The following is a 16,210-nucleotide window of genomic DNA, read 5'->3' as shown; positions in this document are numbered from 1 at the left end:
AATATAAAACGTACTGCTTGCGGTATTTTGACAGATACTAAATTTTATCAATTCATAGGCAACTATAATATCTTGTCCTATGAATAAATATACTAAGAAAAACGGGAACCCGGTAGCGGATATTGCTCCGGGCTAAAGCAAAAAACAGCCGTTTGGCTGCAGCTATTGCCGGAACAATGCAGCTGCTAAATGGCCTTTCCCCCATCAGCAAAGTATCTATAACTTCCTGTTATTAAATCTTACTATGGGCCCTGCTTTAGAAAATACAGTCTATAACTGGCTAAGATTGTTACATATTCCCGTGTCAGAAAAATACCTGAAGGAAAAGATTGCCACCCACCCTGAATACCCTTCCCTGTTAAGCATTACAGATACGTTAACCGGTCTGGGAATAGAGAACGGTGCCTTGGTGATCGGTAAAGATAAGATCGGAGAAGTACAGGAGCCGGTGCTTGCTTTCGTATCTGCCAATAACGGTGAATTTGTGCTGATCCGGAATTTACAGCAGCATGCAAAAGCGCATCCGGATTTTTTGCAATCATGGGATGGGATAATAGTAGTGGCGGAAAACGCAGCACCACCCAACGATAAAGAAAATGCACAGCAGTTAAAAAAAGAGAAAGCAGATCAGCGCCTGAAAACTGCGTTTGCGGCAGGCTTTGTACTTATTTCTTTATTACCGTTCCTGCATCCTTTTCTATATTCCTGGTCCCTTTTTTCACTCAGCACTTTAAGTGGTATTGGCATTGCTATCCTGATCGTTCAAAAAGAGCTGGGTTACAGTAACAGCGTTACGGAGCAGCTGTGCAGCGCAGGCAGCAAAACAGACTGTGACGCCGTTATGCACTCCGGGGCCTCCCGCCTTTTTAACCGTCTGAGCTGGGCCGATACCGGGATTATTTATTTCACGGCGCTATGGTTCCTGCAAACATTTTTCACCACCGGCATGGTAAAAGCCGTTCCCTTTATTACGCTTGCGCCTATTCCCTTCACACTGTTCTCCATCTATTACCAATGGCAACAGGTAAAAAAATGGTGCACGCTTTGTTTGCTAACCGTTGCTGTGCTGTGGATACAGGCTTTACTACTGACACCGGTGCTTGTACAAACAAGGTGGCAGCTGCCTTCAGCGAATGTGCTTTTAACTGTTATGTTCGTATTTCTTTTCCTGTCTGCCGCATGGCTGCTTTTCATAAAACCGGTCTTAGTGAAGCTGAATGAAACACAGGATAAAAGCCTGCCCCTTATGCGCTTTAAAAGAGACCCGGAAGTGTTCTTAGCGGTATTGGAAAAGGGAATACAGGTAGATACAACTGCATTTGATCATGACCTTCAATTGGGAGATCCTTTTGCCCCCCTGCAAGTAATGGTGGCCTGTAATCCCTATTGCGCACCCTGTGCAAAGGCGCATCAGCAGCTAAATGAGATCCTTTCAGCATATGGAGATGTTGTTGGTATTACAATACGGTTTCTGGCTGATGCAGATGAGCCCTCAGATGCAAGGACCGTTGCAGCCCGGTACATTTTACAGTACTGGCTGGAAAAAGCAGAACGCTTAAATGCCCCTGAAAAAAGCATGCTTGCCCGGACATTACTGGATGACTGGTTTGCACATATGGACTACGAAACCTTTGCAAAAAAATATCCGGCATCGCCATCGCCGCAGGCGGATGTGCTATTAGCGCAGCATGCCGCCTGGTGCGGAATTAATGCCATTGTGGCTACCCCTGCTATATTCCTGCAGGGTTATGCGCTGCCGAAACATTATAATCTTACAGACCTGAAAAAATTGATACCTCCCCTATCAGAAAATATTACACAGGCAGCAACTATACTGCAAACCGTGTAGTATCCCGGCTGGCCAGCCAAAAGGTAATTCCGCTTTGTACCTGTATAAAACCAAAGCATTTAACCCTTTCTAAATTTTAAACATGAAACGACTTGAAAATTTAGGCGCTAAAACGCTCACCAGGGAGCAACAGAAAAAAATTGCCGGTGGAGCCACGGTAACCTGCGCATGCGGGAATGGCACGGCATATATATGCCGTGGCAGTTTAGCGGGATGCCTTGGAGGCGCAGTCGGAGCATGCGGAGGCTCCGGCGCGCTTTGTTATGCTGCCGAACCATAAGCAGGGCAATAACCTCAGCTAAAAGGTGATTGGGCTTTGTACCTGTATAAAACCAAAGCATTTAATCTTTTCTAAATTCAAAAAAATGAAACGATTTGAAAATTTGGGCGCTAAAATGCTCACGAAGGAGCAGCAGAAAAAGGTTGCAGGTGGAACCGGATTAACCTGCTTATGTGGCAATGGTACCATATATATCTGCCACGGTGATTTAGGGAACTGTGCCAGAGGTGCCATAGGAGGATGCGGAGGCACAGGAGCAAAATGTTTACCGGCAGAACAGTAACCCCCATTCCACTATAGTGATGTTCTCACATCACTATAGTGGTTGCACAATAAGTTTAAACAAATACATATGTCGTTCCCCTTCATAAGGCAATATGATCTGATGGATTGTGGCCCCACCTGCCTGATGATGATCTGCAAATACTACAAGCGTACCTTCACCCTCCAGTCATTAAGAGAAAAAACAGGCATCGGGAAAGAAGGCGTTAATTTATTAGGCATCAGCGAAGCGGCAGAAAGTATCGGGTTCAGAACACAGGCCGTAAAACTTTCCAGCACCCTGCTGCTCAATGAAGCGTTACGCCCTGCCATCCTTTACTGGGACCAAAACCATTTCGTAGTGTTAATCCCCTCCCCGGTATCCCTGAAAAACAGGCTGCTGCCCTGGCTCCGTGCCAGGCAGGCAACACAGATCTCAATTGCAGATCCTGCAAAAGGCCTGATCACCTATACCCCCGAAGAATTTAAAACCCATTGGCTAACTGAAAAACAGGGGAACAATGACGAAGGCATTGCCTTATTATTAGAGCCTACCCCTCAATTTTATGAACACCAGGATGGCCACTTCACTGCAGGAGCAGAAATGGAGGAACGGTCAGGGTTTAAAAACATTTTCAGCTACCTGTTCCCCTACAAAAAGCTGGTGCTGCAGCTGCTGCTGGGTTTGGGGATAGCCAGTATGCTGCAGCTGATCTTACCTTTTCTCACGCAAAGTGTGGTGGATGTTGGTGTAAATACGTCCAACATGCATTTTATTTACCTGGTATTGCTGGCGCAGCTAACCCTGGTTATTGGCAGGCTCTCCGTGGATTTTGTACGTAGCTGGATCTTGCTGTACATCAGCAGCCGGATCAATATTTCCATTCTCACTGATTTTCTCATTAAGCTCATGAAGCTTCCGATCCCTTTTTTTGACAGTAAAAAAACAGGGGATATTATGCAAAGAATGGAGGACTATCAAAGAATAGAATCCTTCCTCACCGGTTCCTCCATCAATGTATTGTTCTCATTGCTTAACCTGGTCATTTTTTCCATAGTGCTGGCGGTGTACAATGCACATATTTTTTCCGTGTTTATTATTGCGGTAGTGCTATATTCTTCCTGGGTGCTCCTTTTTTTAAAGAGAAGGAAAATACTGGATTATAAACGCTTTGATATTGCATCCAAAGAGCAAAGCCTTACTATCCAGCTGGTGCAGGGCATGCAGGAAATTAAATTGAACGGCGTTGAAAAGCCCATGCGCTGGGGCTGGGAGCGTTTGCAAGCCCGGTTGTTCCGGCTGAATATGAAAGGGCTTGCCTTAAACCAGTGGCAGCAATCCGGCGCTTTCCTGATCAATGAGGGGAAAAATATCCTGATCACGTTTTTATCTGCCATGGCAGTAATAAACGGGCAAATGACATTAGGGGCCATGCTGGCAGTACAATACATTATTGGCCAGCTAAACAGCCCTATTGAGCAAATGATAGGCTTTGTGCAAAGCTGGCAGAATGCAAAGATCAGCGTTGACCGTTTAAACGAGATCCATACCCTGGAAGAAGAGGAGCCTGCGCATAAACAGCTGCTGAAAGAATTACCCCTTGCATTTAAAAAACAGCTCGTAGGTGGAAAAGATGTGTTCACCATTCCTCCTTACAACCTGGAAGAAAATGGGGAAAACCTGCTGTCCACCGACTTCCCGGATGACCTGCCTTTAATATTCCCGGTTACCCCAATGGAAACAAGCCTGGAAAAAGGTATTGTTTTTCAGAATGTTTCCTTTACTTACCCGGGCGCAGGTAATGATCCTGTTCTAAAAAATATTGATCTTACTATTCCGGAAGGCAAAACCACTGCTATTGTAGGCGTTAGCGGAAGCGGCAAAACTACTTTGCTGAAATTATTGCTGAAATTCTATACCCCTCAGCAAGGAGAGATCCGGTTAAATAATACCTCCCTTTCAATGATCAGCCATAAAACATGGCGCAGCCATTGCAGCACCGTTATGCAGGAAAGCTTTATTTTCTCTGATACCATTGCCAGCAACATTGCGGTAGGCGCAGGCCAGCCGGATATGGACCGGCTGCGTTATGCCGCTACCATTGCCAACATCCAGGGATTTATAGAAAGCCTTCCCCTGGGCTTTAATACCAGGATCGGGTCAGAAGGTATTGGTATAAGCATGGGCCAAAAACAGCGTATACTGATTGCAAGGGCCGTATACCGCAATCCTGATTTTATTTTCCTGGATGAAGCCACCAATAGCCTCGACGCCAATAATGAAAGCATGATCATCCGCAACCTGGCCGCTTTTTTACAGGGCAAAACAGTGGTGGTGGTAGCGCATCGTTTAAGCACCGTAACACATGCCGACCATATTGTAGTGCTGAAGAACGGGATGATAACGGAAAAGGGTACACACCGGGAGCTGGTGGCGCTGAAAGGAGAATATTTTACCCTGGTAAAAAATCAGCTGGAATTAGGAGCCTGACAAATACGATCTATCATGCACACTACTGCCTTACAAAATCAATCGCCCGAAGTAGTAAGTCCTGAAGTACAGGAATTGATCAGCTACCGCCCGCACTGGATCATACGAAAAGGGAACACTGCCTTCTTCCTGGTTATGTTTGTATTACTGGCGCTCACCTGGCTGGTGAAATACCCGGACGTTGCAAAAGGCACGGTGAAATTAGTAGCCACCAATGCCCCCAGCCTGCTGGTAGCCAGAACAGAAGGAAAATTGCAAAAGCTGCTGGTAACAAACGAACAGCCGGTTACACAAGGGCAGCCGCTTGCCTTTCTGCAAAGCACCGCCTCCTATGAGCAGGTGCTTTCCCTGCAATCCTGGATCAAACAGGTGGAACCTTTTATTATTAAAGACAACCTGGAAATACTCCTGATAAAACCTGTCCCCCTGTTCAATGAGCTGGGTGAATTACAAACATCTTACCAGGACTTCCAGACCACCTTGCAGGAAACCATGCACATTCTTTCCCATGGATATTATAAACAAAAGAAACGCGCCCTGCAGGAAGATGTGTCTTACCTCACCGCTATACAGGCCAATGCCCGGCAGCAGCAGGCGCTGTTACAACAGGACTATACGCTACAGCAGAATGAGTACAAAGTGAATGAGCTGCTGGCAAAAGACAGGGTTATTGCGCCCCTTGAATTAAACCAGCAGAAAAGTAAAGTGATCGGCAAGGAACAAAGCCTGGAACAAATGTCGGCGCAGCTGATCAACAATGAAATATCGGTACATAATAAAAATAAAGAGCTGCTTGACCTGCAGAAATACATCACGGATCAGCAGCAAAAATTCCGCGCTGCATTATTGGGCATGAAAAGCAAGATCCAGGACTGGCTGCGGCAATATGCCATTACCGCTACAGAAGATGGGAAAGTATTATTTGTTTCCTTTTTGCAGGAAAACGAATTGATCACAAACGGGCAGGAGCTATTCTATATACAACCTGCCACCAGCCAGTATTACGGGCAGCTGACCGTTTCCCAGAACGGCCTGGGAAAAATAAAGGCCGGGCAAAAAGTGCTGATCAGGGTAGCCAGCTATCCCAGTAATGAATTTGGCTATTTAAGGGGGATCGTCAATTATATCCCTGCTATCCCTGGTGTAAAGGACAGCTTCCTTATTAAAGTTGATCTGCCCCAGGGGTTAAGAACCAGTTATAATAAAACCATTCTTTTCCGCAATAACCTGCTGGCGCAGGGAGAGGTCATTACAGATGACCGGCGCCTGCTGAACAGGTTTGCAGGGCAATTGAGCGATATTTTACGCCGCTGATTTATGGTCAGATCTTCTCTGTCTGTGGTATGCCATCGCCCCTGACGCTTCCGGCTAAAAAAAATGCCAGGCATCTTCGGCATAAGCGAAGCTGCCTGACATTAAAAAGTATAAACGAAAGATTACAATGCGCCAATGAACTCCATGCAATACCCGGCGGAACCACAGGCGCCACTGATATGAAAATACGTACCTGAAATAGAGGTTTGCGTTTTCATACCCGTAGCCAGATAATTATTGGGAGAGCTCTGGGTAAAACCATAAGTGCCCAGCGATGTGCCGCTCAGCGTAGAGAACGTGATGCTGGTTGGCGTAGTTCCACTACCGTTTACCGTATAGGCGATAGTACCTGCCGGCTGGCCCGCTCCGGGCGTGCCATCAGTAGTACCGGTGATCGGGAAGGTGTACACGCGCGCATGCTTCATGATCACAGGTGCGCCGGAACGTACCGGAGCAAAGCTGGATAAAGAAAACAAAAGGCCTGACATGAGTAAAACAGGGAACAACTTTCTCATAGATAATAGATCTTTAGGGTGAGGGTTAAAAATATCCTGACGAATATAACTTTTTTTAACATTGCTATCACTGCTAAAGACTTGCTAATGTTAAATAGATCCTTTCTGCGTAAGCAATAGGATCTTACCCCCTCCCCTTGTTCTGTTTATTCTTTACCCGCTGCAGCCCCGTATAATTTTCCAACAATACTTTGTATCCCATCAGCAGGATTATTCTGGAAAGTGATCACCCCCGTCTTATTTGCAGGATTGAAGAACAGGAAAGTTTGAATACCGGGATCCAGCCCGGAATGTCCCCATAGCTTCACCTTACCATACGGCGTTTCAAATTCAGAGGTACGCCAGGTTAAACCCTGCGCAGTGTAATCCTTAAGCTGCGGGCTAAACATTTTTTCAATAGTAGCCTGCTTCAGAATCCGTTTGCCGTTTAGCTCACCGCCATTCAGGAGCGCAGCCAGGTAATAGGATAATTCCCGCACGCTGGTTCTCACAAGCCCGTCAGAGTAATTGGGAAAGCTATATAAACACACCGGGATAAAGGTGCCCACCTTAAACTCAGTCTCATTGGGGAACAGCCGGGCATAGGTCATATATTCTTTTCTGTTCTCTTCCGTGATGTAGGCATAGGGCCTGATATAATTGCCTGTATCCACCTCGCTTAACATCCAACCAGTATTTTTCATGCCCAGGGGCTGAAAAATATGCTCCCTGCAATATAAGTTAAAGGGCTGTTTAGCCATTTTTTCAACGATCAGCCCAAGTAATCCGAAAGCAACATTTGAATACGTGCGTTTATTGCCCGGCGCCCAGTCGCCAAAGCTATTGCCGTCATTATAGAACATTCCGCCGGGTGTCAGGGCACCACGGATCCAGTCGTTCAGTGACAGGCCAGGATCCCCGCAGGCATAGCTTTCTGAATAGGCTTTGCCGTCAACGATAGAGGAGGTATGTGTTAAGATCTGGAAAACGGTGATCGGTTTATCCGGGTACTTTGGATTGCGGATCTTAAAATCCAGGTAGGTGTTTACATCGGCATCCAGGTCAATGAGCCCTTTTTCCCAAAGCTGCATAGCCGCCGTTGTTGTAAATGTTTTGGATACGGAGCCAATGTTCATGATCCCGTCTATGCTCATGGCTTTGTTATGGGCAATATCAGCCTGGCCGTAACCTTTGGACCAGCTTAATTTCCCGTTCTTTACAATGCCGGCCGCAAAGCCCGGGACGTTCATATCGTCCATAAATTTTTTGACGGCTAGGTCCACCGAATCATAGGCCGACTGCGCCTTTGCCTGTGTAACATAACATGCCAGCAACAACAGGTGAATTAAGATCCTTCTCATGCGTAATAAATATTTTTTATGGCGTATAGGAATGGCCGTTAGCCCGGGTCAAACGCTATGCCAGGGATGTAAGTTGCTTTATTTCAAAGCATTATTATATTTTTCCCATAGCGGGATCGTTCGATTATGAACAGGGGGTGTACGTATAAGCGCAGTTTTGTAGGCTGCCGGAACAAATATTTTATTAAACAGGCAACTTATCTTGTATCTTCACCGTACCATATACTTATCTAATCAAAACTGTCGAAGCACCTATGAACATCAAAAACCTACACACACTGGCCTGTGTGCTTTTAATTTCATTTACAAGCGCCTGTAAGAAAGACGGAAACATGTCCTCAACAGAAAAACTGGCATTAAACGATCATGACACTGCCTTTGTACATCCGGGTTTGCTGCACAAGCAAACAGATTTCGACCGTATGAAGGCCAAAGTAAATGCTGGCGCTCAGCCCTGGCTCTCCGGCTGGAACAAGCTAACCGTTAATGCACATGCATCGCTTAACTGGCAGCCTACACCCTCCGAAGTTGTTTACAGGGGCAGCGATGGAGTGCATGCTGAAAATTACGGCCAGTTGTATAATGACGTTGCAGCTGCCTATGCTACTGCTTTAAGGTGGAAGGTCTCCGGCGACAAAGCTTATGCCGATAAGTCCATCGCCATTATGAACGCATGGTCAGCCAAGCTAACAGCCTTAGGTGGAAATAATGATGTGAACCTGGCAGCCGGCTTATACGGATACCAGTTTGCCAATGCAGCAGAGATCATGCGCAGCTACCAGGGATGGCAGGCAGCAGATTTCAAACGCTTTCAGCAAATGATGTTAAACATTTTTTACCCGCTCAATCACAGCTTTCTTAGCAGAAGGGAAAAATGCATGAGCCACTTCTATGCTAACTGGGACTTGTGTGTAATGAACTCCATATTAGCCATAGGTGTGCTTTGCGATAACCGGGACCTTTATAATGAGGCGGTTGCCTATTTCAAACACGGGGCCGGCAACGGTTGTATTATGAACGCAGTATGGTATATCCATCCCGGTGGACTTGGCCAATGGCAGGAAAGCGGCCGCGATCAGGGTCATAACACACTGGGCATCGGCTTAATGGGCGCTTTCTGTGAAATGGCCTGGAACCAGGGCAATGACCTGTATGGTTATGATGATAACCGTTTTCTGAAAGGGGCTGAATATGTAGCCAAATACAATCTTGGCGATTCTGTGCCTTATGTTGCTTACACCAATTGTTTAGGTGTTAATCAGACAATTATTAGTGAAGCATCCCGGGGTTCGGTACGCCCTATCTGGGAGCTGGTGTATAATCATTATGTAAAACGTAAAGGTTTGGCAGCCCCCTACAGTAAGCTGTTTGCGGAAAAAATAAGGCCGGAAGGCGGTGGCGGAAATTATGGTGGCACCAGCGGTGGGTTTGATCAGCTGGGTTATGGAACGCTGACCTGTACACTGGATCCGGTACAATAATAGTAGCCATGCTGTATCCGCTGCATTACAGTCCAATGCTGTGATGTGGCGGATATAAACATCCATCCGCAAATGATGTTGAATGTTTCTGACAGGAATAATCCTATATTCAAAATATCTTTGTAAATTAGGTTACAGAATAGCCAACGATACCCGTGTGAACCCGGTAAACCGCCGAAATTATTCCAGATCTTAGTTATGTTTATTTGCAGGCCCCAGCGCCCTGAGATTGCATTATAACCTTGTAAACCCACGTTCCATGTTAAGAAAAACAGTACTGGAGACGATCTGTCTCTTATTCATCTTATTATTCGTGTATACAGCCGTTAGCAAGCTCCTTGATTATGAAAATTTCCGGGCCGTCATAGGGCAATCGCCGCTCCTTACGCGGTTTGCGCCTGTGCTGGCAATAGTAGTTCCCCTTGCTGAAATCATTATCGCCATGTTACTGGTTATTCCACGTTACCGGCGCCAGGGACTCTACGCATCTTTTGCCATGATGGTGCTTTTCACCACCTACATTATTGTGCTGGTAACCTTATCGGAAAGGATCCCCTGTTCATGCGGAGGCGTTATTTCCCGCATGACCTGGAAGCAGCACCTGTACTTTAATATCGGTTTTGTATTGCTGGCGCTGCTTGGTATGTGGCTGCACACGAAACAGCCTACAGATCCTCCCCGCCAAAACAAACTTGTTCACGCTTAACCCATAACCAATGATGCAGCAACCCTTCCGGTTTGCCATACTCTGTGTAGCGGCTTGCCTTGCCCTTGTGCTTATCCTGTATGCCTTTGCAGATAAGCCTAACGATCAGAAGAATGGTTTTAACCGTAAGCTGCAGCCGCAGATAGCTGTGCTGGAAAACTCGCTGGAACTAAAATATCCGGCCTACTATATTGCAGGGTATGCCGGTGAGCATATTTACCTGGGCAACTATTCCGCCTCGCTGCATCTGCTGGCAGTAGATCAGCAGTTAAAGGATACGCAGCAGCTCACACTTAAAATTTCCCCGGCAGAACGTTATGCATGGAAACTGGCGCGGATCATGGTAGATTCTCCTGCCGTGTATATGGCAGAAGGCAACACCCCTACCCTTTACCGGGGCAAGCTGGATGACCTGCATATGAGCCGTTTCCTGCCGCAAAGCTGCTTTTTTAATCTGCTGCAAAACGTGTCCGCTACTTCTTTTATATCGCGCAGCATTCATATAGATCCTTCAGGCAACCGGCAAAACATACTTGCAAAAATAAGCACAGATCCGCCTTATGTAACCTTAGGTCAGCACATCATTACAAAGCAGGTGGATGGTATTTTTTGCACAGATGGAACGCTGGACTATGATAAGCAAACCGGAAAGCTGGTATACCTCTACCACTACCGGAATGAATTTGTAACGCTGGATACCAACCTGCAGGTGATCTATACTGCGCATACCCTGGATACCAATACCACGGCTAAGATCCAGGTAGCTAATATGTCTACCGGCGATAGTAAGTTCTCAGCGCCGCCTGCCTATGTGAATAGCAGGGCCAGAATTGCAGGCAACAGGATCTATGTGCTTTCTACCCTGCTGGCTGACAATGAAGACAGGCAGGCCAGGCAGCAACAGGAGATCATCGACGTGTATGCCTTGGATAAAGGAACCTATCTCCACACAGTATACATTCCATTTAAAGGAAAGGAGCGCATGTCAGATTTTATTGTAAAAGACCGCAAGCTGTTTGCGCTGTATGATCAAACATTGAATGCATATTCCATTAAAGCAGATTAACATCATTCTATTGCAATAGAACAGGCAAAGCCGAAAACCTGTAGAAAATAGTAGGCACGTATCTGAGTTTCAAAATTTCACTGTCATGAACTTTAAAAAAATTGGACTGTCAGTAACTGCATTTGCACTTGCCATTGCCGGCGCTTTTGCCACAGCCGGCAGATCCGGGGGAGATGGATATACGAACCAGCAACAGGTTCCCAGCCAGGGCGCTCCCTGTGTATACAGGCAAAACTGTGCAGGCGGTTTCAACACCTGCAGGGTTACTATATCAGGATCTACAGTCCAGCTTTTACAGCTGGAGTCCAACGGCACCTGCAGCAGCACCGTACTCTCACAACCCTGATCACTAAAATGTATGAGAAGCCTTGCAACGGTAAGGCTTCTCCCTCTTTCCCTCCTCTGCGAAAGCACCTCCATACGCACTTATAGCAAACACTTCCAGCGCTAGCCCATTTCATTGCTTACACCCTAATCCATTGTAAGCGAGCATTTTTATTCATTTTAAATATTGTAGATTTATTTCTTTACCATATATTTATACTACGTGTAGTTATATTACGTGTTCAGAGAATGCAGACCGGTACCTTGTAAATCCCCCATACTCAAATAACCTTTTCCATACACCCTAATGTTAAAACCAAATCACCACGCAATGAAAAAAAAATCCAGTGTCACAGGCGCTTTATTTGCCCTGTTTGTCATGGGCATACTTGCCTACAACTGCGCCAGTAACAGCAAACCCAAAGAACCAGCAACAAGCACCGGCCCGGATCCTATTGTGCTGGACAGCGCTTTTTTGAATCACCGTGATTCTGTACCATCCAAACAGCAGTATGCTGATCCGCTATTTGAGCTCAGCCATGATTATCCGGCATCCGTTACTCCTGTTGTTAATCCTCCCTGGCAACAGGCATTAAAGGGAAAACCTATTTCCGAATGGAATGTATTTGCTTACATGGATTCATTGAAAAGTTATGTTGCCCCGCGCTTATTACCATTTTTCACCAACAACAGCACATGGACATCCGCTAAATATGGCTGGTTTAATGAGCCCTGGCTGGGCACACAAAGAGAGGCCATCCTGGGCACTTACCTGGGCAATGGCAACCCGGCCAATATGTTTAAGACATTAAAGGAAGATGAATCAGGATATGTGCTGGTACTGTATGATTCCACAGCAGCATATACGGTAGGGCAGATCTGGGGTAAAACAGGCCAGAGCGTGAACCTGCTGAATGATGCTACACAATTCACAGAAGGCAGCGTTATTGTAAAGCTGGCCTTTTCAAACATTAATTATCCGCAATGGCCGGTAATGGAAAATGCACAAACCTTCAGCGTTTATGATACCATTCCAACATCGGCGGATCCTGCAACAGGCTACCAGATGCGAAAGGTGAGCTTTTTCCAGATGGATGTAATTGTGAAGGATAGCAAAGCAGCTCCTAAAACAGGCTGGGTATATTCCACTTTCGTATATGATAAAGACCATAAAGGATCAACCTGGGAAAAAATGGTTCCGCTGGGAGCCATGTGGGGCAATGATCCCGGGGTAAACAGCCCGCTGGCGCCGCCCTATCCTAAATTGAGTGAAACAGTTATTAACCCCCTGGCGCCGGCGTACAGTAAAGAAACACTGGGCTGGGGTGGCCGGTTAAGCGGCCCGAATGATGGCGCTGTTGCCCAGGAAGCGTATGATGTCAGCACCGGTAAAAAGTATACCAACCTGCCTTTATCATCCTGCATGAGCTGCCATAGTCCTGCACAGGATACCTTTAAATCATTCCTGCTGCCTGGTCCCTTCCCTCCCGGTAATAAGCTGCTGGTTTATACTCCGGGCAGCGATAAATGGAATTTATGGTTCAGGGATGATTATGGCAATGTTCCTTTTGATTCAGGCCAGGTGGCAATGGATTATGATATGGTAATGGCCTTTAAATCAGTGCTTGCATTTGAAGCTGCAAAACCTTCCGAGCAGAACAAACTACTCAGGAGCAATGCCGAAACAGTACAGAAATTCAGGCGGCATAATACCCGCAGCCGGTTCTGGCATTAAAGAAAAGCTGCGCAACAATCAGCTATTAAAGAAGCTGGCCTTTCCGGGTCAGCTTCTTTGTTTAAAATACTGCTCAATGTTGCATCAACAATTCAAATGTAGAGGCATCAGGGCCACCGGACCCCAGTAACTGTTTCGCTGAACTGCCATAACGCAGCTGCTTTATCCGGATCAACGGCAAAGGAACGAACCCCGTGACCGGTGGACTGAGAATCGTCGGGCAAAAGCTCCGCAAGGTCGCAATCCTCGCAATAAACGCCCCCCATGCCATTCAGCTGATCGCTCAGCGCACACCATATAGCGGTGGCGGCGCCCTCCTGAAGGGTTTTAAAGCGTGTGATCTGCTGCTCAAAGGCTTGCACCTCTTCCCCGCTCATATAACGGAAGATGTCTGTGCGGATGGCTCCCGGGTGCACGGCAAATGCCCTTACACCATGCTCCTGCCCTCTGCGGTCCAGCTCTACTGCAAAAAGTGAGTTAGCGGTTTTAGACTGCCCATAGGCCTTCATCTTGTCATAACCCTGTTTTTCAAAGTTCAGGTCATCCAGCTGCACGCCCATGCGCCGGTGGCCTACGGATGATATCGCTATTACCCGCGCCCCACCCGCATTTTTTAAGGCCGGCCATAAGCGCCCGCTTAGCTGAAAGTGGCCAAGGTGGTTTACGCCAAACTGGATCTCATACCCCCGTTTGTCTTTCAGGAATTGTGGCGGCCGGAAGATCCCTGCATTATTAAAGAGTAAATACAGGCTGTTATATTCCGACAGGAAGCGTGCTGCAAAAGCATCCACAGAAGCAGGATCAGCCAGGTCAAGGGGAATAAAGACTGCCTGCTTAAGCTCAGCAGGCCGGTGTTCCCACTTGCCCGCATCCCTGGCACCTACTATCACCTGCGCACCTGCAGCGGCCAGGGTTTTCACGGTTTCATAACCAATACCGGAATTTCCGCCGGTCACCAAAGCAACCTTTCCTGTCAGGTCATGTCCGGCAGCTATTTCCGCGGCAGTGCTTGCTGCGTTCCATCCGGAATGGATGGGCTGTTGTACTGTTCTCATATCAATAATAAAATTAGCAGTATAAAATTAGGCAGCGCTTTTTTCAAAAGTTATGCGGATCAATCAATGATTATGCTTAAGATAACCGGCAGCTGGTTGCCCGGTTTTGGAAACTTTCGTTGTATAATAAAACCATCCCCAATATTATTCCGTATATGTTTAATAATACACCTATAACATATACCTGATTAAGAAAACCAGACAGATCATTATCACCGAATACATTCATAACACTAATTAAACTACACTGAACGGAGAACAACTGTACATCTATGTACATCCTTCCTTGAAATTAAAATTCAAACTATGAAAAGTACGACTATTTTTTACACACTTACATTAGGGCTCATGAGCCTCGGGATCAGCACCAAAGCCCAGGAAACAGCAAGCGCTACTGCAACAGCAACTATTGTAACGCCCATTGCCATTACCAAGGACGTTGACATGAACTTCGGGATTGTATCAGTACAATCCACCACCGGCGGAACGGTTGTATTAACCCCTGCAGGTGTGCGTTCAGCCACCGGCGGTGTATCACTGCCCGTTGATAACGGAACGGTAACCGCTGCATCTTTCACCGTAACAGGGGTATCTGGCTACACTTACAATGTCACCTTACCCTCTTCAGCCCTTACCATTACGAGCGGTTCAAATACAATGACCGTTACCAATTTCACAAGCGATCCTGCAGGCACAAACGGCACCTTAACCGGCGGCACAGAGACGCTGAATGTAGGCGCCACCCTGAATGTTAGCGCAGCACAGCCCGCAGGCACCTATGTGTCCGGTACGCCTTTTAATGTAACGGTTAACTATAACTGATCCTTTATTAAGCTCCATATCCTATTCTGGCAATGGTCCGCCGTACATACGGCCGGATCCATTTCCGTATTATGAACATATAAGAGAATGCTACGTACACTGAAACGTTATTTCCCCTCTCCTTCTCTCATGCTGGTTATTGCGTTCGCAGGTGGGCTGCTTTTTATAAACACCCAAACACTTGCACAGGGCAACCTGCTGGTAACACCTATGCGGGTGGTCTTTGACGGTAAAAAAGGATTGCAGGAGCTGAACATTGCCAATACCGGGAAAGATACAGCCCGGTATCTGGTGTCCTTCATTGAGATCAGGATGAACGAAGACGGCACTTTTGAAAAGATCAGCGAACCGGATTCCGGGCAGCATTTCGCCAGCAGCTTTGTCCGCTTTTTCCCACGCAGCGTGGTATTACCCCCCAATGAGGCCCAGGTAGTGAAGCTGCAGCTGATAAATACCAGCCAGCTGGATTCCGGTGAATACCGCTCGCATATTTACCTGCGGGCAGAGCCAAATGAAAAGGCCCTGGGGGAAGATGAGCCGGCATCCGCTAAGGAAGGTGAAGGTATATCTGTCAGGCTAACGCCGGTATTTGGTATATCCATTCCCGTTATTATCCGCTATGGCCCGAAAACAGGCGCCGTCAGCCTTTCAGACCTCAACCTGGTTACTGATGGCGGCGGGACAAAGCTGCAGATGGTATTTAACCGCAGCGGTAATACCTCCGTGTATGGGGACATTACGGTAGATCATATTTCTTCCAGGGGGAAAACCACCCGGGTGGCTAATGTAAGAGGCATGGCTGTTTATACACCTACCCGCTTGCGGCATATGCAGGTGCAGCTGGACGCAAAGCCCGGTATTAACTATCACAGCGGCAAGCTGGTAGTGGTATATGGAACAACAACAGATGATGGCGCCATGACTACATTGGCGCAGGCAGCGCTGATATTGAAATAACGGCCGCCGGCAGT

At 46.9% G+C, this 16,210-nt stretch carries 13 protein-coding genes; 10 read left to right on the top strand and 3 right to left on the bottom strand.

All coding sequences use genetic code 11. From position 1 onward, the window contains the following. The first annotated feature begins 244 nt into the window (after nt 1-244). The 3 genes from BMZ54_RS09785 to BMZ54_RS09770 all read left to right on the top strand — a co-directional run bounded on the left by BMZ54_RS09785 (nt 245) and on the right by BMZ54_RS09770 (nt 6,195). Nucleotides 245-1,849 (top strand): vitamin K epoxide reductase family protein, encoded by a 1,605-nt coding sequence (locus BMZ54_RS09785; RefSeq protein WP_089909918.1) that lies wholly within the window; start codon nt 245-247, stop codon nt 1,847-1,849. Nucleotides 1,850-2,481: 632 nt separating this feature from the next. Then, nucleotides 2,482-4,881, top strand: a complete 2,400-nt coding sequence (locus BMZ54_RS09775; protein ID WP_089909912.1) for a peptidase domain-containing ABC transporter — start codon at nt 2,482-2,484, stop codon at nt 4,879-4,881. Nucleotides 4,882-4,896: 15 nt separating this feature from the next. Continuing rightward, nucleotides 4,897-6,195, top strand: a complete 1,299-nt coding sequence (locus BMZ54_RS09770) for an HlyD family secretion protein (RefSeq protein WP_089909909.1) — start codon at nt 4,897-4,899, stop codon at nt 6,193-6,195. A gap of 122 nt (nt 6,196-6,317) precedes the next feature. Here the strand turns inward: BMZ54_RS09770 and BMZ54_RS09765 are convergent, their stop codons facing one another. Together BMZ54_RS09765 and BMZ54_RS09760 are read right to left on the bottom strand one after the other, a co-directional pair. Continuing rightward, entirely contained in the window at nt 6,318-6,710 is a 393-nt protein-coding gene (locus BMZ54_RS09765; protein WP_143080952.1) for a hypothetical protein, read from the bottom strand. A gap of 146 nt (nt 6,711-6,856) precedes the next feature. Then, nucleotides 6,857-8,050, bottom strand: a complete 1,194-nt coding sequence (locus tag BMZ54_RS09760) for a serine hydrolase domain-containing protein (protein WP_089909903.1) — start codon at nt 8,048-8,050, stop codon at nt 6,857-6,859. A 332-nt stretch (nt 8,051-8,382) separates the two neighbouring features. Between BMZ54_RS09760 and BMZ54_RS09755 the strand changes: the two genes are divergently transcribed. From BMZ54_RS09755 to BMZ54_RS09735, 5 genes are all read left to right on the top strand, one after another. Continuing rightward, the gene (locus tag BMZ54_RS09755) at nt 8,383-9,531 is read left to right on the top strand and encodes an alginate lyase family protein (RefSeq protein WP_202909197.1); all 1,149 of its coding nucleotides are present in this window, start codon (nt 8,383-8,385) and stop codon (nt 9,529-9,531) included. 259 nt (nt 9,532-9,790) lie between these two features. Beyond that, nucleotides 9,791-10,237, top strand: coding sequence for a MauE/DoxX family redox-associated membrane protein (locus BMZ54_RS09750; RefSeq protein WP_089909898.1), 447 nt, complete (start codon nt 9,791-9,793; stop codon nt 10,235-10,237). A gap of 10 nt (nt 10,238-10,247) precedes the next feature. After that, nucleotides 10,248-11,303, top strand: coding sequence for a hypothetical protein (locus tag BMZ54_RS09745; RefSeq protein ID WP_089909895.1), 1,056 nt, complete (start codon nt 10,248-10,250; stop codon nt 11,301-11,303). Nucleotides 11,304-11,388: 85 nt separating this feature from the next. Next, a complete protein-coding gene (locus tag BMZ54_RS09740; protein ID WP_089909892.1) occupies nt 11,389-11,649 on the top strand; it encodes a DUF6520 family protein in 261 nt (86 codons plus the stop codon). A gap of 309 nt (nt 11,650-11,958) precedes the next feature. Further along, nucleotides 11,959-13,362: a hypothetical protein gene (locus BMZ54_RS09735; RefSeq protein ID WP_089909888.1), complete on the top strand. Its 1,404-nt coding sequence runs from the start codon at nt 11,959-11,961 to the stop codon at nt 13,360-13,362. Between the two features lie 107 nt (nt 13,363-13,469). On the opposite strand, the gene BMZ54_RS09730 is transcribed toward BMZ54_RS09735, so the two are convergent. Continuing rightward, the gene (locus tag BMZ54_RS09730; protein ID WP_089909885.1) at nt 13,470-14,417 is read right to left on the bottom strand and encodes an SDR family NAD(P)-dependent oxidoreductase; all 948 of its coding nucleotides are present in this window, start codon (nt 14,415-14,417) and stop codon (nt 13,470-13,472) included. A gap of 306 nt (nt 14,418-14,723) precedes the next feature. Between BMZ54_RS09730 and BMZ54_RS09725 the strand changes: the two genes are divergently transcribed. Beyond that, nucleotides 14,724-15,239, top strand: coding sequence for a DUF4402 domain-containing protein (locus tag BMZ54_RS09725; RefSeq protein WP_089909882.1), 516 nt, complete (start codon nt 14,724-14,726; stop codon nt 15,237-15,239). A gap of 87 nt (nt 15,240-15,326) precedes the next feature. Further along, nucleotides 15,327-16,196, top strand: a complete 870-nt coding sequence (locus BMZ54_RS09720; RefSeq protein ID WP_143080951.1) for a fimbrial biogenesis chaperone — start codon at nt 15,327-15,329, stop codon at nt 16,194-16,196. Nucleotides 16,197-16,210: the final 14 nt, after the last annotated feature.

Origin of the sequence: Chitinophaga rupis, from assembly GCF_900109685.1 — a bacterium.
Classification (GTDB): Bacteria; Bacteroidota; Bacteroidia; order Chitinophagales; family Chitinophagaceae; genus Chitinophaga; species Chitinophaga rupis.
The sequence above is the reverse complement of the archived record's forward strand: the minus strand, read 5'-3'. Positions and strand labels throughout refer to the sequence as shown.